Genomic DNA, 25,535 nt, shown 5'->3' with positions numbered 1-25,535 from the left:
ACGAATTAAGACCGCTATTTTTTGCTATTCGTTATAATTTTTTTGTTCGAAATGATTTTTTATTGCATTTTTCGTGAGTTTTTATTTTTAATCAAAGTGCATTTAATCTATAGTTTTGTTGGTAAGAATATTATAGTTAAATATCCATACTGAAAATTTTTAACATATTTTGTAAATATATTTGCATATTCTTGTAATTTAAAATACGAATTAACTTATATAAAATAATTATGGCTGATAAACATGTTGTAGTACAAGGAGCAACTTTGAAATGTGAATTTAGTGTTGCACCAGTAACGGATATATTAAAAGTTTTGACAAATTCAAAGAATTATGCAAATGATCATGAAGCAGAAAAAAAGCTTATTGCTACTACTAAAGAAATTGGTCAGACTTTGGAGAAGAATACATTTGGCAAATGTAAAAAACAACCATCAGGAAATGATTATTTGCCTTGTACAGCACAAATTACAAAATGGAGTAATTTTTATGAAAAAGTAACTTTATCTAATAAGGGCAAAATGTTACTTGAAGATAGCAAAGGTAGTTGCCCAATGGGAGCGCCAGATTGTATTAGTATTGTAAAACATGGACAAAAGGCAGAACTTACCAAAATTCATATTATGGAAACTGATCCAGTCATAATGAATCAAATTAATCCATTAATGGATGTGGGATCATTTCAAAACGAGTTAAACGGAATACCAGAAGTTGAAAAATAATAATTATGAGTTTTTATATAAAAGGAGAAACAAGACCATTGCTTGGGAAAAATGTCTATACACTAATGTCGACAATTGCCCCACAGGCAAAGAAAACAATAGAACTTTATATTAACCCCAACGCCGATAGAACACAAAAAGCAGATCCTTCAAAAATTGTAAAACAACGCTGGACATTGTATAAGAGAGGAAAACGTTTTTTTGATTTAGGTAATGATGGAGGTGTTACATTTAATCAGGCAAGTTTAGGAGTCGCATATAAAATAGAAGTAATTTTTACAGATGCCTTTGGTGTATCAGGCAGTGCGTCTCTCGAAATTATTCCTGTTGCGGGTAAACCCACTATTCAAAACCTTAAATGGCAGGATCAATATTATGAAGATCTAAACGGAAGGCCAATTGCTTATCTTGATAATGTGCGTTTGTTTATTCATACGCTTAACATTCCTATTGGTGATACACTGCAAGTAACCATTTGGGAAGATGAAGGTTCAGAGGGGCATGACAAGAAATCCAGAAACATGGGTACCTATACGACAAGCCGTGTTGATAAATATGGAAAAGCGGAACTCTATTTTACCAACATAAAACTATATCAAAAAATACTTAACGATCAGGATTATATAAATGAAGACATGCATGAGTTTTATGCCGAAGTAAAATACAACGGCAAAATAAATGTCATTGAAGATAAAATACAGATTAAGGTTTTTAACAGTTTAGTAAAAAGAATAGAGCAGCCTAAGAGTAATAGTGTTCTGAAAGTATCTATTCCTGATAAACAAAAAAAACCGGAAAATAAAAAAGGTGTAAAAGTAAACATAAATTTATTTTTTGATGGCACATTGAATAATGGAAATAATACAGATGCCCGATTAGCTTATAATAAAAAGAAAAAGGGACTTGCATTGAGTCCTGTAGAATTAAAAGCCGCTGAGGCCTACAGAAAAAATCATGAAAATGGCAGTAGTTATGAAAATTATTACTCGAACATAGCCATTATGCATCAAATGAATTTAGCTGATAATACAAACAGAGAAATAAAAGTATATATAGAAGGTGAAGGAACCGAAGACTATAAAGGTGATGATACCGATGGTTATGCTTTTGGAAGTGGTAAAACAGGTATTCCAGCAAAAGTGAATAAAGCTTTTTTGAAAATTAAAGAAAAAATTGAAAAGATTTATGAAAAGAAATATATAGTAGAAGATGAATTTATTAACGAAATAGAATTAACGGTTTTTGGTTTTAGCCGTGGTGCAGCAGCAGCACGACATTTTATAGCACTCAAATACAGATTACAGGACAAGTATAATATAGAGTCGGCTAAGTTTTCTGTAAAATTTGTGGGATTGTTTGATACAGTTTCTTCTTATCATGATGCCCATACTTTAGTTACAGGAGCAGTAAATAAAAATTTTGATAACGATGTAGACGAACTTAAACTAAAAATGGAAGGCGTAAAAAAAGTATTTCATCTTACAGCTGCCGATGAGTATCGCGAAAATTTTTCGCTTACTACCATAGAACATTCAATTGCTACAGGAGTAGGTTTTGAATTAGAAATTCCAGGTGCGCATAGTGATGTAGGCGGAGGTTATGGCGAGATTGAGGATGAAACAAGATACTTTAGTGACGAACCTGATTTTAAAAATATCCAACAAGTTTTACAGCAACAGGGATGGTATACGCCAGAACAACTTAATTATCCAATGAAAAGTGAACAAGTCGGAAAACCTTATGGAGGAACACGAAAAGGAATTTCAAATAGCTACCAATATGTAGCATTGGCCATTATGGTAAAAGTGGCTGAGAAATATGGTTTGAAATTTAATAAAACGTTAATGATTGGAGATAAAAAAGCCACTTATAAAGTTCCTGATGATTTAGTCTTTGCGAAAGAAAGTTTACTTAATTATGCCTTAAAAAATGATGGTGCAAATAGTCTAAAAGTGACTATTCGTGAAGAATTTTTAAAACCTATTCGGAATAAATACCTGCATCGCTCAACCTCAAATGCTATAGGAAAAGGAGGAAGGTATATAGATGGTAAGCCATACAGAAAACCAATAAAGGGTTAGAAAAAATGAAAAAGTTTATTAAGAAAATAATAATGCTATTGCTCTTCGTAATTGTTTTGAGCTGTAAAAAAAAATGAAAAAGACATGTTTGTTAAAATAGAAAAATTTGAATGGAGTCCAGAAGTAAGTGCTGATGTAGCTTATCCGATGGAAGTAATTTTTGGTAGTTTTGCACTTTCAGATGGCAATAGCGTCTGGATACCTAGTGGAGAATTTCTTCAAGGGGACTGGTGGTCTAGCAGCAGTGCTTATGCCGTGGGAGAGGAAAGGAAAAAAGTGCCAGAGAGGATGGTACTGAGATGGTTCTCATATACCGAGAATAAGTTTTATTTAGGAGATTTTGAGTTGCCACAAAAAAAACTATACGACATCTTTAAGAAAGATTATGGTACCTCTTTTTATCCTGATGGAGAAGAGTATAAAAAAGCATACAATACTTTAACAGTCGGAATAGCACCAAAAGGAATGATAACACTCTGGATAGGAGGTAGTGCAGGCAATATAGAAATTGGCAGTTATCAGGCGAATGAAGTTTTTGATGAAGACTGGAACGATTTTAGCAAAAATCCTGATCGAAAAGGCGTTATGAAATCTTACTACGATGATTTTTTGCCTTTTGTTCAGAAAGAAATAGATGATAATAAAGTAGGTAATACTTATTTTAAGAATCGCCTTACGCGGTATAATTATACCATTGGCACCAATAATCCTGACTTTGAAATTTATGACTTTGATATTCTTTTCCTTAATGGCGAGGTAATGGAAAAGAGTAATGCCGGACTAGAGTTTTTGACCGATACTGTAAATGGAAAAGGGGTGCCAAACTCGATGGCCATTTTTATTGAAGATCGATTTCGTCACAAGCTTGAAGTTCGAATTTGGGTCGATTTGTTAGATGGTAAAACCACAGATGAAAACCATCATTTGCAAGACCCTATAGAAAAACGCGCATTTAATAATCAGTTAATGGATCGTTTTAAAACTTTTTTTGAGAATAATCAAAATGTAGAGCTATATATAAAATTTGATAAAGAGATCAAGAAGAGTAATATTAATAAACCTGTCTATTCGGGCAAAGTTTGTTTGAAATCGCCAACAAATGAGTTTGAAATACCAAATTCAAAAGTTGAGGTTTATGATGCGGAGTAATTAAATTATTTAAGTTGCTAATTCTCGATTTTTTCTAATTAATCGAGAATTAGCAATCATTAAAATTAATGATTCTCAGGATTTCTAAAATATTCAATCTTATAATTAAACATATACGCCATATTAGCGGCACGAACCTTAGCTTCTTCGGCTATTTTTCCAACAAACAAACTATCAACAACCGTAGTAAAAATTTTCATCCAGCGATCAAAATGGGATTGATTGACAGGTAATTGTTTATGTGGCGGAAAAGGACTTCCGGAATAAGTATGTTCTTCTAAAAGAATAGTTTGCCAGAATCGATACATTTTTTCTAAATGCTCAGGCCATTTCCCAAACATTCTTCCATTGAATATCGGACCAATCAAATCGTCTTTTTGCACTTTATCGTAAAAAGTGTTTACTAAAAGTTTAATATCTTCTATATTCGAAATATCTTGAATTGGCATGTTTTCTATTTTAAAAATTAAACTGCAAAAATACAATTTAACGAGTTCTCTAATCACTGATATTTATCATTTTCAATTATCCTTTTTTATAGTATCATTTTGAGAGGAAAGACTTAATTAAGTGTTTTTCTTACTTACAAAGATCAGTTATGTGGTTTTCTTAAATTTATCAAATGGAAAGTAAGATTTTTAGTAGTATTTAATTTTTTAAGTTGCTGTTTATTAGTTGTTTAAAAAATAATTAGATAAGTTTTTGTAAAGGTGAAATTTTAGGATGATGTGTATTTGTAAAGTCTTGAAATTATCAATTCAGAGAAAATTAACATAATATTGATGTGAATTAATAAAATTAATCTTAAAAAATAAGAAAAATTAAATCATCAAAAGACTAAAAAACTATGAACAAAATTACCCAAAAATCAAAAAAATCAAAAAAAAATAGAATAATAGTGAATGTTATTATTATAATTTTATTTGCTGCTAAGATGAGCGCTCAAACGGTTATACCCTGGATAACCAGTGGAGATCAGACCAAGTTATTACAACAACAAGCTACAGTAAGCTTTGGAACAAATTCAGGAACGAACCCCTCAACTGTCACAATTAATGCAGGAACAACATATCAAACCATGGATGGGTTTGGTTATACCCTTACCGAAGGAAGCTGTGAAGTAATTAGCGGAATGGCTGCCACACAACAAAATCAGTTATTGAATGATTTGTATCATCCTGTTACCGGATTAAACGCAAGTGTAGTTCGTATTAGTATAGGTGCTTCAGATTTAAGCAGTTCTTCTTATAGTTATAACGAAACTTCCGGAGATGTAAATATGAACAATTTCAGTCTCAACGGACCTGATCTTACGTATTTAATTCCGATAATAAAAAAGATACAACTGATAAATCCCAACATAAAGATATTAGCGACACCATGGTCAGCACCCCGCTGGATGAAGACGAATAATTCATGGGTTGGCGGAAGTTTACAAACGCAGTATTATGCTGCTTATGCAAGATATTTTGTAAAATATTTTGCTGCTATGCAGGCACAGGGAATTTCGATTTGGGGAATCACACCACAAAATGAACCTGAAAACCCAAACAATGAGCCAAGTATGTTAATGAATTCTACAGAGCAAAAGAATTTTATTAATCAGCAACTTGGGCCACAAATGGCAACTGCCGGTTACGGAAATGTAAAAATAATTGCTTTTGACCATAATTGTGACAATACAGCTTATCCTATTGATGTTTTGAATAACAGCAGTTATGTTGATGGTGCAGCGTTTCATTTGTATTTAGGAAACATTTCAGCTATGTCAACAGTACGAAATGCAACCAATAAAAACGTTTATTTTACAGAACAATATACGGGTTCAGGCGGAAGCTTTAGCGGGGATTTTGGCTGGCACATGCAAAACGTCGTTATAGGAAGTACAAACAACTGGGCTAAAACTGTTTTAGAATGGAATGCGGCAAATAATTCAGGTTTAGGACCACGTACTCCTGGCGGATGCAGTACTTGTTTAGGAGCAATTACAGTTAATAATAGCACAAGTTATACTAAAAATGTTGCCTATTATATTATTGGACAGATCTCAAAATTTGTAAAACCAGGTGCTTTAAGAATTTCATCTTCGAGTACAAATGGAAGTATTGTTTCAGCCGGATTTAAAAATCCTGACGGATCTATTGCGCTTGTGGTTTATAACTCCGGATCAGCAAATACCATTAAAGTAGTTTCAGGATCATCAGCATTTAATTATACAGTTCCGGCTTCATCAGCTGTTACTTTTAACTGGTCAGCAGGATCACCGCCATCATCATCATCATTTCTGGGTTTCTACAACATTATTTCAAGAAATAGTAACAAAGGTTTAGATGTTGCCGATAATTCGACTACAAGCGGAGGTCGTATTCAGCAATATGATATAACTAACGGAGGAGGAAGTAACCAACGCTGGAAGTTTGTCCCTGACGGAAGCGGTAATTATTATATCATTGTAAAATCAACCGGAATGTATCTGGCGACTGAAAATAATAGTACGGCTGATGGAATAAAAGTACAGCAAAGAACACAGTCATCTTCAAATGAATTTAAATGGACGGTTACAAGCCTTGGCGGAGGATATTACAATATTATAAATTTGAATAGTGGAAAATCATTAGATGTCGAAAATGTTTCTACGGCAAACGGAGCCAACATTCAGGTTTGGGCTTATACGGGAGGATTAAATCAACAATGGCAATTGGTACAGGTTGAAGCTTCTGCCAGTAAAAAAGCGCTGCCAGAAGAAGTTGCTATAGTTTCTGATTTTTCTCTTTATATCAATAACACCAATGATTATTTAAAAATTAATACACTAAATTCAGGTTCAGGTGAAGTCGAAATTTATTCTGCTACCGGGCAACGCCTGCAAAAAAGAACTGTAAATTTTGTAAATGGAAATGAAGCCGAAATAGAAATTTCAAAATTACCAAAAGGGCTTTATATTGTAAAAGTTACGGATAGTCAAAGATCTTATTCTAAAAAAGTAGTGAAACAATAAAAATCAGGAATTCAATTAGTAATTTTGTTTTTGATTGTAAAAGGCTGTCTGATTTCAAATCCAGACAGCCTTTTTGTTTTATCCTATTAATTGCGTGAACAAATCCTGATTGTCATTTAGGTATTGAAATTCAAAACCATTTTTGGTCATGTTCATTTTAATTGCTTTAATGTCTTTTTTGTTTTTTAATTCTAATCCCACGACTACAGATCCTACTTCGCGGCTGTTTTTCTTGGCAAACTGAAAATAAGTGATGTCATCATCCGGTCCTAAAATATTGTTTACAAATTCTTTTAAAGCTCCCGGACGTTGCGGAAACTGAATCATAAAATAATGCATCAAACCTTCATAGAGCAAGGAGCGTTCTTTTATTTCGGCTGTTCTTTCGATATCATTATTACTTCCGCTTACCACGCAAACTACTGTTTTTCCTTTTATTTTATCTTTATAAAAATCCAAAGCGGCAATCGTTAAGGCGCCGGCTGGTTCAACCACCATAGCTTCTTCATTATATAAGCGTAAAATCGTAGTACATACTTTACCCTCGGGCACCAGAATAATATCGTCTAGATTATTACGGCAGATTTCGAAAGTTTTGTCGCCTACTTGTTTTACAGCAGCGCCATCTACAAATTTATCAATTGTTGTTAAAGCGGTATTTTTGTTTTCTTCGATAGAAGTTTTCATCGAAGGAGCACCTTGTGGTTCGACGCCAATAACCTTCGTATTCGGGCTCAAATGTTTAAAAACTTCAGATAATCCGGAAGCCAGTCCGCCGCCGCCAATCGGAACAAAAACATAGTCTATAGGCTCTTTATAGCTTTCTAAAATCTCTAGCCCAACAGTTCCCTGACCGGCGATTACTTTTTCATCATCAAAAGGATGAATAAAAATTTTATGGTTTTTGATGGCATCTGCTGTTGCCGAAGCATAAGCATCATCAAAAGTATCACCTGTAAGAACAATTTCAACAAACGATTTCCCGAACAACTGAACTTGTTTTACCTTTTGTTTTGGAGTTGTTTTTGGCATATAGATTTTGCCTTTTATCTGCAAAATATGACAAGAATACGCTACACCCTGAGCGTGGTTTCCGGCACTTGCACAAACAATTCCGGTTGTTTTTTCGATATCATTTAAAGAAGAAATCTTGTTGTAAGCACCTCTAATTTTGTACGACCGCACAATTTGTAAATCTTCCCGCTTTAATAAAATAGTCGATTTGAATTCGTCTGAAAGATTTAAATTTTGTGTGAGTGGAGTAGCGGCAACTACATTTTTGAGTTGCTTTTTTGCAGCAAGGACTTCGTTAAATAAATTCATAATATTCGGTTTTTTTTTGCCACGACTTGCACGAATTAGCACTAATTTTTATTGTTTGATATGAAAAAAAAAATTCGCGTTAATTCTTGAAATTTGTGGCGACTTTAATTCGCTAAATAAAAAAACCTCCCGATTTGGGAGGTTTAATAAATTGTATTTTGTTTACTTATTTATATAATACCTCACCATTATTGCTGAATTGCAATAATAGTAATAGAGATAATAATAGTATTTAAGTTTTTCATTTCAGATAATTGAAAGGCAAATGTATTAATTATTTTTTTACTGGCGGGTATTGTGCTAAAATTTTAGTTACAAATTCAGCCACTTTCTCGTCTTTTTTACTAACGTTTCTGGTTAAGGATCCTACACCTTCACCTTGCCAAATCATTTCTTTCTTTTTAGCATCAATAAAATCAATGAATAAAGTTCCTTCTGTAGAAGTTGAAACGGTAGTCTGGTTTCCTCCGTACATCATGTAAGGATTCCATCCCCAGCCCCAACCGTAACCCCAGCCGGCACTAAATTGATTTACATCTACTTGTTCTCTTGATTTGGTAAAAATGTTAATTAATAAATCAGGGTTTTCACTTTTGGTAAAACCTTTGGCTTGCATTTGATCATCGATGGCGCGTAGAATTCGTCTTTTATCCAAATCAGATATTTCGACTTTGTCAATTCCAGGCTTAAAAAAAGCATAAGTCTTATACGGTGCAAAATCTACGTTTTTGTCATAATCAGAATAAACGCTAACGGTACTACATGACGCTAGCATCAAAAGCAAAAAAACGGGCACTAATTTGAATGTTTTCATATGTTTAAAAATTTTAATGTTCTTCTTTCTTTGTCTGGCTGAGCGGAGTCGAAGCTCTTTTTCTTCTATAGACTTTCGACTTTACTCAAGGTAACATTAATCAACTAAAGTAGACTTTCATCTACGATATTAGGTAAAGTAACTTTTAATAAAGGCTGAACTTCCATCGCTCTTTTTATAGCAAAAATAGCTTCGTCATTTCGAGCCCAGCTTCTTCTTGAAATTCCATTGTTAACATCCCAAAAAAGCATTGATGCTAAACGTTTTGAAGCCTCTTTAGAACCATCAAGAACCATACCAAATCCGCCATTTATAACCTCTCCCCAGCCAACTCCGCCACCATTATGAATAGAAACCCAGGTTGCACCTCTAAAGCTGTCACCTATCACGTTTTGAATCGCCATATCAGCCGTAAAACGGGACCCGTCATAAATGTTAGAAGTTTCTCTGTAAGGCGAATCAGTTCCGGAAACGTCGTGGTGATCGCGCCCTAAAACAACTGTTCCGATTTCGCCTTTGGCAATTGCCTGGTTAAAGGCTTCGGCAATTTTAATTCGGCCTTCGGCATCAGCATATAAAATACGTGCCTGAGAACCTACAACCAGTTTGTTTTCCTGCGCGCCTTTGATCCATTTGATGTTGTCCTGCATTTGTTGCTGAATTTCATTTGGAGCCGTTTTCGCCAATTCTTCTAAAACTGCACTGGCAATGTTATCTGTTTTTTGTAAATCTTCCGGTTTTCCGGAAGTACAAACCCATCTAAACGGGCCAAACCCATAATCAAAACACATTGGTCCCATGATATCCTGAACATAACTTGGATATTTAAAGTCGATATTATTCTCCGCCATTATATCTGCTCCGGCACGGGAAGCTTCCAGTAAAAAGGCATTTCCATAATCAAAAAAGTAAGTTCCTTTTGCAGTATGTTGGTTAATAGCTTTGGCTTGTCGGCGCAAAGATTCCTGTACTTTTTCTTTGAATAAATCCGGATTGTTGGCCATCATTTCGTTGGCTTCTTCAAACGAAATTCCAACTGGATAATAACCTCCAGCCCACGGATTATGAAGCGAAGTCTGATCAGATCCTAAATCAATTTTGATGTTTTCTTTGTCGAAACATTCCCAAACATCCACTACATTTCCTAAATAAGCAATCGAAACCACCTCTTTATTGGCTTTCGCCAAAGTAACTCTTTTTACCAATTCTTCAGTCGAAGTTACGATTTCGTTAATCCAGCCTTGTTCGTGACGGATTTTGGTAATCTTCGGATTTACTTCGGCGCATACCGTAATACAACCTGCAATATTTCCGGCTTTTGGTTGTGCACCAGACATTCCGCCAAGTCCTGAGGTTACAAATAAATTGCCTTCAGGATTGAGTTTTATTTTTCTAAAACCATTCAAAACCGTAATCGTAGTTCCGTGTACAATTCCTTGAGGTCCAATATACATATAACTTCCCGCTGTCATTTGTCCGTATTGCGAAACGCCCAAAGCATTCATTTTTTCCCAATCGTCCGGTTTAGAATAATTCGGGATCACCATTCCGTTGGTAACCACAACTCTTGGTGCTTCTGAATGCGAAGGAAATAATCCCATTGGATGTCCTGAATACATCGTCAATGTTTGCTCGTCTGTCATTTCAGACAAGTATTGCATGGTCAATAAATATTGTGCCCAGTTCTGAAAAACAGCACCGTTTCCTCCATAGGTAATTAACTCATGCGGATGTTGCGCCACAGCATAATCCAGATTGTTCTGAATCATGTGCATAATGGCTTTTGCCTGTATCGATTTTCCAGGATATTCGTCAATTGGTCGTGCGTACATTCTGTAATCAGGACGAAGGCGATACATATAGATACGACCGTATTTTTCTAATTCTTCTGAAAATTCTTTGATTAATTCTGCGTGATGTTGAGGTTCAAAATAACGTAATGCATTTTTTAAAGCCAGCTTTTTTTCTTCTGCCGAAAGAATTTCTTTTCGTTTTGGCGCGTGATTAATTGCCAAATCGTAAGTTGCTTTTGGAGGTAATATTGACGGAATTCCTTGTTTTATTTGTTCTTGAAAAGTCATTTTTTTTAGAGATGCTAAGTTGCTAAGATTCTAAGACGCTAAGTTATTTTAGTTAGATTAACAACAGATTAATTTTTTGTTTTTTAGATTATTTTGTCCTGCGGGAACTTAAATCTATAAAAACATCACCCCTCGGGGGCTTAAATGCGACTGACGATGAATTGATTCTACCAATATTTCGCTCTTATGGAGCTTAAAAATGTAAATTACCAAATAGATTTAAAGCCTTGGAAAGGCGACATATTTATAGAAAATAATACCATCAGTTAGTAAAAGCTCCAGAGGAGCGAAATATTAATTGATGCAATTGGAATTTGGAATTTAAAAATTTGGAATTTATTCAAATTGTCACATTTTCAAATTAAAACTAAGGATAACGAATATCCGACCTGTGATAGGATTTGTGGATCGTAATCCTAAATTTTCGCAAGAGAATATCCATATAATATTTTAGATTGTTGATTTATTTTTGGGGGAATTAACTGTTTTTCAATTTAAAGCAAAATTCTTGATCCCTAATAAAATTTCAAATAATTTTAATAATCCAAATTTAGCCAGCTTTTATTAGGTTCGTATTTATCTGGAAAATTTTCTTTAAACAATTTTTTTCTTAGTTCTACTTCTTCTTTTGTATCTGAATCCCAATAAAAATCTACACATTTAAAAGCATATTCAAAATCGTCTTTTTTTGTAAAGCAATATATTTCGTCTGACCAAAATCTTGACCAAAAATGTTTATTCATACCTTTTCGTTGTTCTCCTATTTCCTCAAAATAAAATCCTGTTTGTTTTTCCATTTTAAAAATATCAAATCCTATCCATTTAGGTGCTTCCCAACTATGAAGTAAACTGCCTGATAATTGATTGTGAGAAATAAATTTTTGTACAATATTATCAATATTTTTTATGTCATTTTCAAACAAAAAGTGATAATTATATTTTTTTAAAAATGCTTTTACTTCTTCTATCTCATCTTCTTTCTTTGGAAAAATCAGAGTCTCTAAAACCGCTGGAGTATCAATAGTCTGAATACAATCATGAAAATAGTTAAAATCGACATCAAAATCTTCAAATTCATTTTCTAAAATATAATTTCTATGAAAAGGATCTAATTTTTCAGGTCTTTTTAAAGTTGATTTGCGATGTGTAATATCTAAACCCATATGTTTTTGTATGTTTGGATTGCTTTGAACAATATCGATCAATATCGATGTTTTTATTTTAGATTGTTTGAGCTTATTTCAAATTTTCTAATTATCAAATTGTCCCATTATTTAATTCGCTTTTTTTCTTATTTCCCCTGTTCGTTTATCAAACCCGTACGGACAATGACGACAGCCACTTTTGCAGCAATAACCGCGTTTTAAGTGGTGTTTTTCGGTAAAGCATTTATAACCTTCGGGAGTATAATAAAAATCTTCACCTTCGATTAGTTTATTTTCATTACTTTGCTCTTTCATAAGTCTGCTTTGGGTTCTTGTTTTATTTTCAAAAATCAAAAATAAATATTTGATTATGATTTTATTTAAATCAAACAATTTTATAGCTACAAATTTATAAATTTTACAGCCAATGTTTCTGATTGTTGCTAAATATTTAATTCCGAAAGGATATCGCGGAATGGCTGTATTTCCATTTATTTTAGTAAAATATGATTTCGATAAAATGAATTCAACTTTTGTGAATCATGAAAAAATTCATTTAAAACAACAAAAGGAAATGCTGATTCTGCCTTTTTTTATCTGGTATTTTTTAGAATATTTAGTACGTTTAATTCAATACAGAAATAAGGATTTGGCATATCGGCATATTAGTTTTGAAAGAGAAGCTTATGCAAATGAAACGGATTTAGATTATTTGAAAAACCGATCTTTCTTTGGCTTTCTGAATTACATAACATCAAAACAAAAATAAATTTTGAATCAGGAAATTCATATCACTTTTCCGAATGAAATTTCATTGACAATAAAAAGAGACGATCTCAATCATCCGTTTATTTCAGGGAATAAATTACGAAAATTAAAATACAATTTACTTCAGGCTAAAGCTGAAAACAAAACAACTTTACTGACTTTTGGCGGTGCGTTTTCGAATCATATTGCGGCTGTCGCCTATGCGGGAAAAGAACATGGTTTCAAAACGATTGGAGTTATTCGCGGCGATGAACTTTTGGATAAAATAGAAGAAAATCCAACGTTGAAATTCGCTCAGGAAAACGGAATGCAATTTGAATTTGTAACACGCGAAGAATATCGACATAAAAGTGAAATTGCTTTTATAGAAAAGTTAAAGGAGAAGTTTGGGGATTTTTATTTGGTACCGGAAGGCGGAACAAATGAGTTCGCCGTAAAAGGTTGTGAAGAAATTTTGACTGACGAAGATGCTGTTTTTAATTATGTATGTTGTGCGGTTGGAACAGGGGGAACAATCTCCGGATTAATCAACAGCGCCTTGCCACATCAGAAAGTTTTAGGATTTCCAGCGTTAAAAGGTGACTTTTTAACCGATGAAATTCGTATTTTTGCAAAAAAAGATAACTGGAATTTAGTTTCTGACTATCATTTTGGAGGTTATGGGAAGATAAATTTAGAATTAATTGAATTTATCAATGCTTTTTTTGAAGAAACAAAAGTGCCTTTAGATCCAGTTTATACAGGAAAGATGGTTTTTGGCGTTATAGATCTGATACATAAAAACTATTTTCCTGCGAATTCAAAAATAGTACTCATTCATACCGGCGGATTGCAGGGAATTGAAGGAATGAATAGAAAGTTGAAGCAGAAAAAATTACCAATACTCAAAAGCAATGGTTAAAAAAATAATAACATTCTTAATTCTGGCAACTTTAGTGAGTTGTTCCTCTAGTAAGCCTACTATTGCAACGACCAGAAAAGCAGCAGCAGTCCAGAAACCAAGAGTGGCGACGACCAGAAAGCCAACTTATAGTAAGCCAATTGGTAAAAATTATCCTTCTACCAATAATACAACTGAGGTGATACAATCTACTTCAAAAACAGTTGTAACCAGCGATTTAATTACGGATTATGTTTTGCAATTCAAAGATATTGCAATGGGGAATATGCAGAAATACGGCATTCCTGCAAGTATTATTTTGGCACAGGGAATTTTAGAGTCCGGTGCAGGAAGAGGAGATTTAGCAGTAGAAGCCAACAATCATTTCGGTATTAAATGCCATAAAGACTGGTTAGGAGAGAGTGTTCGCCATGATGATGATTCAGCTCAGGAATGTTTTAGAAAATACCCTGAAGCTGCAGAATCCTATAGAGATCACGCTTTATTTTTGGTTGGAAAAAATAGATATGCGACTTTATTTACTTACGAAAAAGACGATTATAAAGCATGGGCAAAGGGCTTGAGAGCTGCCGGATATGCTACAGATCCTAATTATCCGGATAAATTAATCAGTTATATCGAAAGATACAATCTGCATCAATACGATTGTCAGGTTACCGGAAGAAACTATAAGCCTTTTGAAAAATCAACTGCGACTAAAAGTCCGTCAGCTCCGGTTAGAAGTGCTTCAAATTCCAACGCAAATTCCAACGCAAATTCAAACGATCCCAATTCCTACGAAGTTCAAAAAGGAGATACCTTATATTCAATTTCAAAAAAATTCAACGTATTGGTTGATGATTTAAAACAGAAAAACAATCTTTCAGACAATGCAATTTCTATTGGACAGCGATTGAAAGTCAAATAATTATTAATTGTCAATTATTTACAAACTACTTCATCTTACGTTTCGTAGTTTGAAACTAAAACAAAATTATAAATAGGTATTAGAGTAGACTTTTTGAAAAAACAGAAGAAGTCTAACATAATAAAATCTAACAATCTAAAAATAAAATGATCTATAAAAGAAGTAGTCAGCTTTTTGCTGAAGCAGAAAAAGTAATTCCAGGAGGAGTAAACTCACCAGTTAGAGCCTTTAAAGCGGTTGGAGGAACTCCTATTTTTGTAAAAAGTGCCAAAGGTGCTTATTTGTATGATGAGGACGGAAATAAATTAATAGATTATATCAATTCATGGGGACCAATGGTTTTGGGTCATGCTTATCAGCCGGTTGTTGATGCTGTGATCGAAAAAGCAAAACTGGGAACTTCATTCGGGATGCCCACAGAACTGGAAACTAAAATTGCAGCTCTAGCGGTTTCGATGGTTCCGAATATCGATAAAATAAGATTTGTAAATTCAGGAACAGAAGCTTGTATGAGCGCGATTCGTCTGGCTCGCGGATTTACAAAAAGAGATAAAATAATAAAATTTGCAGGTTGTTACCACGGACATTCAGATTCATTTTTGATTCAGGCCGGAAGTGGAGCCGTAACTTTTGGTTCTCCAAATAGTCCCGGAGTTACAGAAGGAACTGCAAAAGATACGTTGTTGGCAAAATATAATGATTTAGAGAATGTAAAAACTTTAATCGAAGCCAATAAAGGGGAGATTGCAGCTATTATTATTGAAGCAGTTGCAGGAAATATGGGTTGTATTCCGCCTCAAAAAGGTTTCTTAGAAGGTTTAAGAGCATTGTGTACAGCAAACGGAATTCTATTAATTTTTGATGAGGTAATGACTGGTTTCCGTTTAGCTCGCGGAGGTGTTCAGGAATTGTATAATATCAACGCTGATATTGTGACTTTTGGGAAAGTAATTGGTGGAGGTTTACCGGTTGGGGCTTTTGCTGCACGCGAAGAAATCATGAATTATCTGGCACCGCTTGGTCCGGTTTATCAGGCAGGAACCTTATCCGGAAATCCGTTGGCCATGGCAGCTGGATTAGCAATGTTGCAGGCACTTGATAATGATCGTGCTATTTTTACCCGTTTAGAAGAGAAAACAGCTTATCTGGAAGCTGGAATTGATAGGGTTTTAAAAGCAAATAAGGTTGTTTTCACGATCAATAGAGTAGGTTCTATGATCTCTGTTCACTTTGATGAAAATGCGGTCGTAGATTTTCAAACAGCTGCAAAAGGAGATAATGAAACGTTTAAAAAATTCTTTCATGGTTTATTAAACGAAGGTGTTTACATCGCACCATCTGCTTATGAAACCTGGTTTATTACAGATGCCTTGACTTATGAAGATTTAGATTTTACTATTAATGCCATTGATAAAGTTTCAAAGACATTTTAAATCTTAAAGATTACTATATTTTTTTTTCAATTTAAGGTTCAGCTTTTTTAGTAAAGCTGAACCTTTTTTTATGGATCTCAATTTTGAAGTGGAGTAGTTAATGAAAAGTTAATAAGGCTGTTTTTTTACATATATTTAGAATAAAAATTATTTTTGTTTATCAAATAACCATTAAACCTACAATAAATGAAGAAATTTTTCATTTTTATTACAATGGCAGTTTTTATGCTGTTTTCTACTCAACAATTTGCCCAATCGAACAAAAAGAAATCTAAAAAAGATGAACCAGGAGTTGCACCACCGGAAAAAAAATCCGAATCAGCAATAAAAGAATATGGTAAAGTAATTACGAAAGATGCCATTTCTGACGATGGACTTTTTAAAGTGCATAAGGTCGACAAAAAATACTATTTCGAGATCCCAAATAAATATTTAGACAAGGATATGCTTTTGGTGAGCAGACTTTCTAAATTGCCTGCTAATTTAGGTGGAGGATATGTAAACGCAGGATCTGAAACCAACGAACAATTAATTGTCTGGCAACGTTTTCAGGATAAAATTCTCATCAAATCAAAATCATATAATGCGGTAGCAAATGATACTTTACCGATCAGTATTTCCGTAAAAGCGAACAATTACGAGCCTACATTATTTGCGTTTGATATCGTTGCTTTTAGTAAAGATTCAGCAAATACAGTTATCGATGTTACTAAGTTTTATAGCACAGATGTCAAAGCAATCAGCGGAATATCTGCAGAAATGCGCGAAACTTATAAAGTAAAAGCACTTGACGATTCGAGAAGTTTTATCAATACGATTAAAAGTTTCCCGATGAATATCGAAGTCATTCAGGACATGACGTATAATGCTTCGAAACCATCGATGTTAGAAGATACAGAATCAATAAGCATCCAGATGAATCAATCGATGATTTTATTGCCGGAAGTACCAATGAAACCAAGATTAGCAGATCCCAGAGTAGGATGGTTCACAGTGAGCCAATATGATTATGGAAGTAATGAATTAAAATCAGACCTTAAAACTTATATTCGCCGTTGGAGATTAGAGCCTAAAGATCCTGAAGCGTACAACAGAGGAGAATTGGTTGAGCCTGTAAAACCAATTGTTTATTATTTAGATCCCGCAACTCCTGAAAAGTTACGAAAATATATCAAGCAGGGAATCGAAGAATGGCAAAAACCTTTTGAAGCCGCAGGATTTAAAAATGCGATTATTGCCAAAGATGCGCCAACAAAAGAGGAAGATCCTGATTTTAGTCCGGAAGATGTTCGCTATTCTGTAATTCGTTATGTAGCGAGTACAACGCGTAATGCAGTTGGACCAAGTGTTTCTGATCCCAGAACCGGAGAGATTATCGAAAGTGATGTTATTTGGTACCACAATCATTTGCGTTCCTACAGAAACAGATATTTGTTAGAAACCGGAGCAGCAAATCCTTCAGCGAGAACTTTGCAAACCAGTGATGAAGAAATGGGAGAAATGATGCGTATGGTTATTGCACACGAAGTGGGACATGCTTTAGGATTTCCTCATAATATGGGAGCAAGCTGCACTTACGATGTGGAGAGTTACAGAAATGGGGATTTTACACAACAAAACGGAATTTCAGCAAGTATAATGGATTACGCCCGTTTTAATTATATCGCACAGCCCGGAGATAAAAATATTCGTTTTATCCGTAAAATGGGAGCTTATGATCAATATGCTGTAAATTGGGGATACAGAGTGATTCCGAATGCTAAATCTCCTCTGGATGAATCAGCGGTATTAGACAAATGGATTTTGGAGAAAGCGGGAAATCCGTTGTATAAATTTGGAAAACAAAGCAGTGCTTTTGATCCTACAACTCAAACCGAAGATATTGGAAATAATTCGATGAAAGCAAGTTCGTATGGACTTAAAAATTTGGAATATGTGGCGAGCCATTTAAACGAATGGACCAGCAACGTGACCAATAATTATGAAGATTTAGATGAGTTGTATAAAGAAATGCTTGAAGTTTGGAGCAGATATGTAGGTCATGTAGTAACTAATGTTGGAGGAATTTATGAAAATACTAAAAAGCCAAATCAAGCCGGAAATGTGTATGAAGTGGTACCCAAAGCAAAACAGATCGAAGCGATGAATTGGCTTCAGACAAATGCTTTTGCTTCGCCAACATGGCTTGTAAATGTTAATACCTTAAAAAATACAGATTTTGCAGGTTATGCAGAAAGGTTTAGAAGTTTGCAGGTAAAACATTTGAATAGTTTATTAAGTATTGGTCGAATAGGGAGATTGATGGATAATGAGATTGTGGGTGGAGATACTTATAAAGCACTTGATTTATTGAGAGATACACGAAAAGGAATCTGGAAAGAAGCGACTACACCAGCGAATGTAACGATATACCGAAGAAATTTGCAACGTGGGTATATTGACAGAATGGGCGCCATGATGACAGAAGAAATTAAACCTGCAGACAGATCCGTACTATATTATAATGTCGGACAATCTGATGTTAGGGCCTTGGTTCGCGGAGAATTGACTGCGCTGAAAAGTACTCTTTTAGCAGCAAAGGCAAAACCTGTCAATACAGAAACAAAATACCATTATGAAGATTGTATTAAAAGAATTGATTTAATTCTTAATCCGAAATAGGAATTTATAAAAACAAAGAAGAGGCTTTTAAAGCCTCTTCTTTTTGATCTCAATTACATTTTATCTTTTCGGTGATCTTTCATTTTATCTTTATGCTCTTTTTGAATCGCTGTCCATTTTTTATATTGATCCGCATTCAAAATAGATTTCATTTTAGCATCTGTTGCTTTGTAATCTTCTTCCATTTGTTTTTTCATGGCTTTTTTCTCAGCATCAGTTGGTGCTACACCAGTATCTTTTCTGCTTTTTTTAAGCATTTCCATTTTAGTACTTCTGTCAGATAAAAGTTCACCAACTTGTTTTTGCTGATCAACACTTAAATTTAGGTCAGTTGTTAATTTTTGCAAATGGGCCTGATCGCGCTCCTGTGGGGTTTTATGATCTCCGTGCCCTTTATGATGACCTTTACCTTCATGATCTTTTTTAAGAGCCGTCCATTTTGTGTACTGATCTGCGTTTAGGATCGCTTTCATTTTAGCATCGTTTGCTGCTTTTTCAGTTTCCATCTGTTTTTTAAAAGCTTCTTTTTCTGCAGTAGTCGGTTTTGTATTACTGTCTTTTCTGGAATCTTTAAACTTTTCTGCTTTAGCACTTCTTTCAGCCAAAAGTTGTTTTACCTGTTCCTGTTGTTTTTTATCTAAACTCAATTCAGAAGTTAATTTTTGTAAATTTTTCTCATTGCGTTGTTCAGGAGTTAATTTTTCTTTTTGATCAGTTGTAGTTTTCTGATTGGCGTCCTGCGCAAAACTTACTATTCCAACGAATAATAATGTTGCGATAAATAATTTTTTCATAATTCGTTTTTTTAAGGTTTGTATTTATTACACTTCAAGAACTTTGCTAGATTTAATGATATTGTCAGATTTATCTTTTAATTAACAGAAAGTATTAATGAAAGCATAAAGGATGTTGAAAATAAAAAAGAGACCTAAATAGATCTCTTTTTGTACACTGTGATTAATTATTTTCTTTTCTGTATTCTTTCATTTTTTCTTTGGCTTTATCTCTATTTGCTTCTTGTATAGAGGTCCACTTGTTATATTGGTCTGCATTAAGGATGGCTTTCATTTTTGCGTCATTATCATTTTTTTCATCCATCATTTGTTTTCTGAAAGCAGTTCTTTCTTCAGCAGTAGGTTTTACATTGCTGTCTTTGTTTGCCTGGCGGGTCTGTCTGAATTGTTCCGCTTTAGCACTTCTGTCCGCTAAAAGTTGTTTTACCTGAGCTTGTTGGTTAACGTCTAAATTCAAATCAGAAGTTAGTTTCTTTAGTTGTTTGTCGTTACGCTGTTCAGGAGTTAGTCTTTCTCTAGGTTCACGATTTTGTTTTTGATCAGCGTCTTGTGCAAAACTTGCTACTCCCACGAATAACAAAGCCGCAATAAATAATTTTTTCATGATGTACGTTTTTTAATTGTTATATCATTTAGACATTATCAAATTCAATAGGTTTAATCTGATAATCAGAATTATAGTTTATTTAACAAAGTTAGCTAAAAATCAACTAAAATACTGGTGTATAGGTTTTTATGTTTGTGTTGTTGCTAAGTTGTAGTTTTTGTTGGGATTTCGGGCAGAGGTTTTTACATTTGCCATAGTATCTAAAATTTAGAATGGATAGATTACAATCGAAAATGGAACAATTATTTAATAAGAAAAATAAAACCCGCGTTCTTAAAGCTGTAAATGGCGAAATGTCCTATCAGAAATTAACTGCCCCCGAATTGCACCAATTTGTCCAGCACTGGAATTATGATGACGGACTCGAACCTTTTGAATGGATTATCAGGCAAAAATACCTGGATAAAGGAACAGCGCTTTGTTTGTATTGGATGTTGCAGCCGGATTATTTCTGTAAATTCAAAAACGAAGAAGAGATAAAAGGAGATATTAATTATCAGACTTATCAAATAATCAAAGAAATTGAAGAAAAATATACTTCCGGTTTTTATCAGGAGGAGAATTTTTCTTTTGATCCGAAGAAAGAGTTTCTTGATGAAAATTCTAATGCAAAATGTATCCCTGCAGAAATGCTGATACAATCACCAGGAATTATTTTTGAACGGCAAGATATTGAATTTGCTTTTTTAAGAAAACCGAATGAAAAGGAACTAAAAACAATCAATAGTAAAATAGCTGATGCTATAAAAATTATTCAAATTTCGAATCCTGATTTTGTATACGATCAAACAGATGTTGCAATACAAGCCATAATACAAAGTGTGGAATATTGGAAAGAAAAAGGATTAGGAAAGATAAAAATCAAAAATTTGTCTTATTTATGGATGGATTGTATGCATAAAAAGCACCATTGGGACTGGATTATCTGGGACTGGGAAATTGGAAATAATATTGGCGTTACTAATTCGACAAAAGAATTAACGTGTTTGGCAGATACTATTATAAATCATACCATTGATGGATTTCAGCAATCTTCGATAATTTCAGATTTATATATAGATTTAACCGGAGTAAATAATTTTTATGATTTAAAAAAAGATCCCTACAGCGGCATAGGCTTGCTTTTTAGTACAGATCATTTAAAGTTTAAAGAATAACTAATGACGCTAAGAAAAATTACAGTTGAAGATACTGTTTATTTATACAAATGTGTAGTTGGATTTGCGATTAACACAGAAATTGCAACATTTGAAATAACAATATTCTTAAATGGTTATAAGCAAACCCCTTTGAAAATTAGTTTCATTACCTGGGAAGATTTATATGCGGGAAATCCATTAAAGACGGGGGTAAAGCTAACTAAATTATCGACTAAACAAGAAGAGCTTGTAAACTTCAATAAGCCTAAATATATTAGAGAATGCATTTTAGATGGTTTGAAAACGGGATGGAAAGGAAAAAACAAAGCAGCATTTATTGATGGTTTAGAATTCCTTAAAGCTTTAGGATATGATGTTGTTTTTTATATCCCAAAGAGGGATTTGTTATGGCACATCGAAAAGAATATCTAAAATAAGTTGATTTTTTATCATAAGAAATTTACTTCGGAATTAATTGCGTAATTTAGTAAAACTTGAAGTCAAAAACCTAAAAAAACGATTATGAGTTTACATACGACATCCGATACCAATAAAATCGCCTTTTTTTCAACACAATCCTATGACAAAACTTTTTTTAATAAGTATAATAGCGAATTTGGTTTTGAATTGGATTTTTTTGAAACACAACTGAATCCCCAAACTGTTATTTTAATCGAGAATGCCACTATTGTGTGCGTTTTTGTGAACGATATTGTAAATGAAGCCGTTATAAAGCAATTGGCAGAAAAGAACGTTAAAATTATTGCCTTACGTTGTGCAGGTTTTAATAATGTCGATTTAGAAGCAGCAAAAAAATACAATTTAAAAGTCTGTCGCGTTCCTGCTTATTCCCCTGAAGCAGTTGCAGAACATGCCTTTGCCATGATTTTGACTTTAAACCGAAAAACGCATAAAGCCTACAACAGAGTACGTGAACAAAATTTTTCGCTCAACGGATTGTTAGGCTTTGATTTATTCGGAAAAACAATCGGAATTATCGGAACGGGAAATATAGGTAAAGCTTTTGCTAAAATTGCTTTAGGCTTTGGTTGTAAAGTTTTGGCTTATGATATTGTGACGAATCCGGAAATGGAAAAAGGCGGAGTAAAGTTCGTTTCTTTAGAAGAAATATTTAAATCAAGTGATATTATTTCGCTGCATTGTCCCTTAAATGATCAGACAAAACATATAGTCAATAAAAAATCAATTGCTACGATGAAAGATAATGTAATGATTATCAATACAAGTCGCGGCGGATTAATCGAAACTGCTTCTGTAATAGATGGCTTAAAAGAAGGTAAAATTGGTTATCTGGGAATTGATGTTTACGAACAGGAAGAAAAACTATTCTTCAGGGATCTTTCAGAAGATATTATTCAGGATGACAATATTCAGCGTTTAATGAGTTTTCCGAATGTTTTGGTTACGGCACATCAGGCCTTTTTTACCAATGAGGCTTTAACGCAGATTGCTTTGGTAACTTTTAATAACATTAAATCGTTGCTGATCAATAATGATATTGAGAATAAAGCAGCTTTATTAGTTTAAAAATTGGATGTTGAATTTTAAAGAGAAATTATGAAAAATAAAATTTTAATGGCATTTATGATTTTAGGAATTATTTCATGTCAAAATAAAGATAAAACCGAATCTAAAAGCGTAATTAAAACAATTGCAGAAGATACATTGTCAAAAACAGTTGCAGGAACTGCAGATGTAAGTAATGCTCCTGTAAAAGATGATCAGGCAGTAGAACTGATTCGTAAACAATTGAATATTCTGTTAAAGAAAGATCTTCCGGCACTCACAAAAGACGATCGTTTTTTTTATTATGAAGCTTTTGATTTAAATAATGACAACAAAGACGAATATTTCGTGGGGTTCTCTAATCCATATTTCTGTGGAAGCGGAGGTTGCACCGGATATATTCTAAACAATGACGGAAGTGTAATAAATAGGTTTACTGTAACTGATTTTCCTGTTTTGGTAACAACGTCAACATCTGAAAAATTTTATGACCTTATATTTGAGACTGGAGGAAAATTTCATCTTTTAAAAATGAAAAATGGCAAATATCCTTCAAATCCATCTGTTCAGGAAAACTGGAATGGTGAGGTTCCAAAAGAAAGTACTAAAGTTTTGGATATTCAAGAGAAGAAATTAGAGAAGTATTCGTTTTAAAATAAAAAACCCGACAGGTTTTTAAGACCTGTCGGGTTTGAAATTATAAAGACCAATTTTTGGAATTTGGCATTTCAGAAATTGGAATTTTAATATGTTATTCCACTAATTCCACAAATTTAAACTCACCTTCAACAGCCACTTTAGTCAGACCGTGTTTAGATAAGTTTTTCATGGCAGCATCCCATTTTTTACCACTTAAATTAGCTGTAACTTTTAGTTGTGCCAGATCCATTTTATTTTCGTTTCCTTTTAATAAAATGATAATTGTTTTCTCTTCATCAGATAATTCAATTGATTGTTTTTTCTCTGGACGCATTTGCGGAAACAATAAAACTTCCTGAATCGAAGCGTTATTTGTTAAATACATAATCAAACGATCCATTCCAATTCCCATTCCGGATGTTGGCGGCATACCGTATTCTAATGCTCTTAGGAAATCCTCATCAATAACTCCGTTAGCTTCATCATCACCTTTTTCAGCCAAACGCATTTGTTCTTCAAAGCGCTCACGCTGATCAATAGGGTCGTTTAACTCAGAATAAGCGTTTGCAATTTCTTTACCGCAAACCATTAATTCAAAACGCTCAGTAAGTTCCGGATTATCACGGTGTTCTTTACACAAAGGCGACATTTCTTTAGGGTAATCCGTGATGAAAGTGGGCTGAATATAATTTCCTTCACATTTTGCTCCAAAAATTTCATCAATCAATTTTCCTTTTCCCATCGTTTTATCAACGTCAATTCCCATGCCTCTGGCAGCGTCAAATAATTCTTCTTCTGTTTTACCTGAAATATCAAAACCAGTAAAATGTTTGATAGAATCTGTCATGGTTACACGGGCATACGGCGCTTTAAAGTTAATTTGGTGTTCACCAAAAGTAACTTCGCTGGTTCCGTTTACTGCAACTGCACAATGCTCAAGAAGGCCTTCTGCAAATTCCATCATCCAGTTGTAGTCTTTGTAGGCTACATATATTTCCATTGCGGTAAATTCAGGATTATGGGTTCTGTCCATACCTTCATTTCTGAAGTTTTTCGAGAATTCATAAACACCTTCAAAACCACCAACAATTAATCTTTTCAAATACAATTCGTTTGCAATACGCATATAAAGCGGAATATCAAGCGAATTATGGTGTGTGATAAAAGGTCTCGCTGCAGCTCCACCAGGAATCGATTGTAAAACCGGTGTCTCGACTTCAAGATATCCTGCATCGTTAAAATAACCACGCATTGCAGTATACAATTTTGTACGTTTGATAAAGTTTTCTTTCACCTGTGGATTCACGGTTAGATCTACATAACGCATTCTGTAACGTAATTCAGGATCATTAAAAGCATCGTGAACGTTTCCGTCTTCATCTACTTTTGGTAAAGGTAACGGACGTAATGTTTTACTTAAAAAAGTAAATCCGTCAACACGAATACATTGCGCGCCAACTTTAGTCGTAAATAATTCACCTTCGATACCAATAAAGTCACCTAAATCAGTCAGTTTTTTAAATACTGTGTTGTATAAAGTTTTATCATCGCCTTCGCACAAAACATCGCGATTCACGTACAATTGTATACGGCCTTCACTATCCTGCAATTCAGCAAAACAAGCTTTACCCTGATCTCTCACGCTCATCAAACGTCCGGCAACAATAACCTTCTTACCTTCTTCAAAAGACTCCTTTATTTGCTTTGAAGTATGATTTACTGGAAAAAGATTAGCAGGATAAGGATTGATTCCTAAGTTGCGTAAGTTTTGAAGTTTTTCTCTTCTGATGATTTCTTGTTCTGATAATGCCATTTTGTGCTCTTTTTTAAGTGTGCAAAGATAAAG

The 25,535-nt window shown here is 33.9% G+C and carries 22 protein-coding genes; 13 read left to right on the top strand and 9 right to left on the bottom strand.

The genetic code is table 11. The annotated features are described in order from the left end of the window. The first annotated feature begins 230 nt into the window (after positions 1-230). From ACQY44_RS20275 to ACQY44_RS20265, 3 genes are all read left to right on the top strand, one after another. Entirely contained in the window at positions 231-722 is a 492-nt protein-coding gene (locus ACQY44_RS20275; protein ID WP_428232092.1) for a DUF4280 domain-containing protein, read from the top strand. A gap of 5 nt (positions 723-727) precedes the next feature. Then, positions 728-2,803 carry a phospholipase effector Tle1 domain-containing protein gene (locus ACQY44_RS20270; RefSeq protein WP_428232091.1) on the top strand — a complete coding sequence of 692 codons (2,076 nt, stop codon included), beginning with the start codon at positions 728-730 and terminating at the stop codon, positions 2,801-2,803. Positions 2,804-2,887: 84 nt separating this feature from the next. Continuing rightward, a complete protein-coding gene (locus ACQY44_RS20265; RefSeq protein ID WP_428232090.1) occupies positions 2,888-3,952 on the top strand; it encodes a DUF2931 family protein in 1,065 nt (354 codons plus the stop codon). A 65-nt stretch (positions 3,953-4,017) separates the two neighbouring features. Here ACQY44_RS20265 and ACQY44_RS20260 read toward each other — a convergent pair whose 3' ends face one another. Then, entirely contained in the window at positions 4,018-4,401 is a 384-nt protein-coding gene (locus ACQY44_RS20260; protein WP_428232089.1) for a group III truncated hemoglobin, read from the bottom strand. 398 nt (positions 4,402-4,799) lie between these two features. On the opposite strand from ACQY44_RS20260, the gene ACQY44_RS20255 reads away from it, so the two are divergent. Further along, positions 4,800-6,950, top strand: coding sequence for an RICIN domain-containing protein (locus ACQY44_RS20255; RefSeq protein ID WP_428232088.1), 2,151 nt, complete (start codon positions 4,800-4,802; stop codon positions 6,948-6,950). A 78-nt stretch (positions 6,951-7,028) separates the two neighbouring features. Here the strand turns inward: ACQY44_RS20255 and ilvA are convergent, their stop codons facing one another. From ilvA to ACQY44_RS20230, 5 genes are all read right to left on the bottom strand, one after another. After that, on the bottom strand, positions 7,029-8,273 hold the full coding sequence (gene ilvA, locus ACQY44_RS20250; RefSeq protein WP_428232087.1) for a threonine ammonia-lyase IlvA: 1,245 nt from the start codon (positions 8,271-8,273) through the stop codon (positions 7,029-7,031). Between the two features lie 274 nt (positions 8,274-8,547). Then, positions 8,548-9,087, bottom strand: a complete 540-nt coding sequence (locus tag ACQY44_RS20245) for a DUF4136 domain-containing protein (protein ID WP_428232086.1) — start codon at positions 9,085-9,087, stop codon at positions 8,548-8,550. A 104-nt stretch (positions 9,088-9,191) separates the two neighbouring features. Continuing rightward, the gene (locus tag ACQY44_RS20240) at positions 9,192-11,168 is read right to left on the bottom strand and encodes a urocanate hydratase (RefSeq protein WP_428232085.1); all 1,977 of its coding nucleotides are present in this window, start codon (positions 11,166-11,168) and stop codon (positions 9,192-9,194) included. A gap of 536 nt (positions 11,169-11,704) precedes the next feature. Beyond that, positions 11,705-12,373, bottom strand: a complete 669-nt coding sequence (locus ACQY44_RS20235) for a hypothetical protein (protein WP_428232084.1) — start codon at positions 12,371-12,373, stop codon at positions 11,705-11,707. A gap of 69 nt (positions 12,374-12,442) precedes the next feature. After that, positions 12,443-12,628, bottom strand: a complete 186-nt coding sequence (locus tag ACQY44_RS20230; protein WP_073418076.1) for a DUF5522 domain-containing protein — start codon at positions 12,626-12,628, stop codon at positions 12,443-12,445. A gap of 112 nt (positions 12,629-12,740) precedes the next feature. Here ACQY44_RS20230 and ACQY44_RS20225 point away from each other — a divergent pair, with 112 nt between their 5' ends. The 5 genes from ACQY44_RS20225 to ACQY44_RS20205 all read left to right on the top strand — a co-directional run bounded on the left by ACQY44_RS20225 (position 12,741) and on the right by ACQY44_RS20205 (position 18,983). Continuing rightward, positions 12,741-13,082, top strand: a complete 342-nt coding sequence (locus tag ACQY44_RS20225) for a hypothetical protein (protein WP_428232083.1) — start codon at positions 12,741-12,743, stop codon at positions 13,080-13,082. Positions 13,083-13,085: 3 nt separating this feature from the next. After that, on the top strand, positions 13,086-13,982 hold the full coding sequence (locus tag ACQY44_RS20220) for a 1-aminocyclopropane-1-carboxylate deaminase/D-cysteine desulfhydrase (RefSeq protein ID WP_428232082.1): 897 nt from the start codon (positions 13,086-13,088) through the stop codon (positions 13,980-13,982). Beyond that, positions 13,975-14,889: a glucosaminidase domain-containing protein gene (locus ACQY44_RS20215; protein WP_428232081.1), complete on the top strand. Its 915-nt coding sequence runs from the start codon at positions 13,975-13,977 to the stop codon at positions 14,887-14,889. Before ACQY44_RS20220 ends, ACQY44_RS20215 begins: the two co-directional genes overlap by 8 nt. Positions 14,890-15,035: 146 nt before the next feature. Continuing rightward, positions 15,036-16,322 carry a glutamate-1-semialdehyde 2,1-aminomutase gene (gene hemL / locus ACQY44_RS20210; RefSeq protein WP_428232080.1) on the top strand — a complete coding sequence of 429 codons (1,287 nt, stop codon included), beginning with the start codon at positions 15,036-15,038 and terminating at the stop codon, positions 16,320-16,322. Between the two features lie 186 nt (positions 16,323-16,508). Beyond that, complete coding sequence (locus ACQY44_RS20205; RefSeq protein WP_428232079.1) at positions 16,509-18,983, top strand: zinc-dependent metalloprotease; 2,475 nt, start codon at positions 16,509-16,511, stop codon at positions 18,981-18,983. A gap of 53 nt (positions 18,984-19,036) precedes the next feature. Here the strand turns inward: ACQY44_RS20205 and ACQY44_RS20200 are convergent, their stop codons facing one another. Further along, on the bottom strand, positions 19,037-19,777 hold the full coding sequence (locus ACQY44_RS20200) for a hypothetical protein (protein WP_428232078.1): 741 nt from the start codon (positions 19,775-19,777) through the stop codon (positions 19,037-19,039). 163 nt (positions 19,778-19,940) lie between these two features. Beyond that, the gene (locus ACQY44_RS20195) at positions 19,941-20,381 is read right to left on the bottom strand and encodes a hypothetical protein (RefSeq protein WP_428232077.1); all 441 of its coding nucleotides are present in this window, start codon (positions 20,379-20,381) and stop codon (positions 19,941-19,943) included. Positions 20,382-20,596: 215 nt separating this feature from the next. Between ACQY44_RS20195 and ACQY44_RS20190 the strand changes: the two genes are divergently transcribed. From ACQY44_RS20190 to ACQY44_RS20175, 4 genes are all read left to right on the top strand, one after another. Further along, on the top strand, positions 20,597-21,541 hold the full coding sequence (locus ACQY44_RS20190) for a DUF4274 domain-containing protein (protein WP_428232076.1): 945 nt from the start codon (positions 20,597-20,599) through the stop codon (positions 21,539-21,541). Between the two features lie 3 nt (positions 21,542-21,544). Then, entirely contained in the window at positions 21,545-21,955 is a 411-nt protein-coding gene (locus ACQY44_RS20185; RefSeq protein ID WP_428232075.1) for a hypothetical protein, read from the top strand. A gap of 90 nt (positions 21,956-22,045) precedes the next feature. Then, positions 22,046-23,071, top strand: coding sequence for a 2-hydroxyacid dehydrogenase (locus ACQY44_RS20180; RefSeq protein WP_428232074.1), 1,026 nt, complete (start codon positions 22,046-22,048; stop codon positions 23,069-23,071). 30 nt (positions 23,072-23,101) lie between these two features. Then, on the top strand, positions 23,102-23,704 hold the full coding sequence (locus tag ACQY44_RS20175; protein ID WP_428232073.1) for a hypothetical protein: 603 nt from the start codon (positions 23,102-23,104) through the stop codon (positions 23,702-23,704). A 97-nt stretch (positions 23,705-23,801) separates the two neighbouring features. On the opposite strand, the gene lysS is transcribed toward ACQY44_RS20175, so the two are convergent. Next, positions 23,802-25,502, bottom strand: coding sequence for a lysine--tRNA ligase (lysS, locus tag ACQY44_RS20170; protein WP_428232072.1), 1,701 nt, complete (start codon positions 25,500-25,502; stop codon positions 23,802-23,804). Positions 25,503-25,535 lie beyond the last annotated feature (33 nt).

Source organism: Flavobacterium sp., assembly GCF_965277525.1.
Lineage (GTDB): Bacteria > Bacteroidota > Bacteroidia > Flavobacteriales > Flavobacteriaceae > Flavobacterium.
This window is presented reverse-complemented; position numbering and strand designations above follow the sequence as displayed.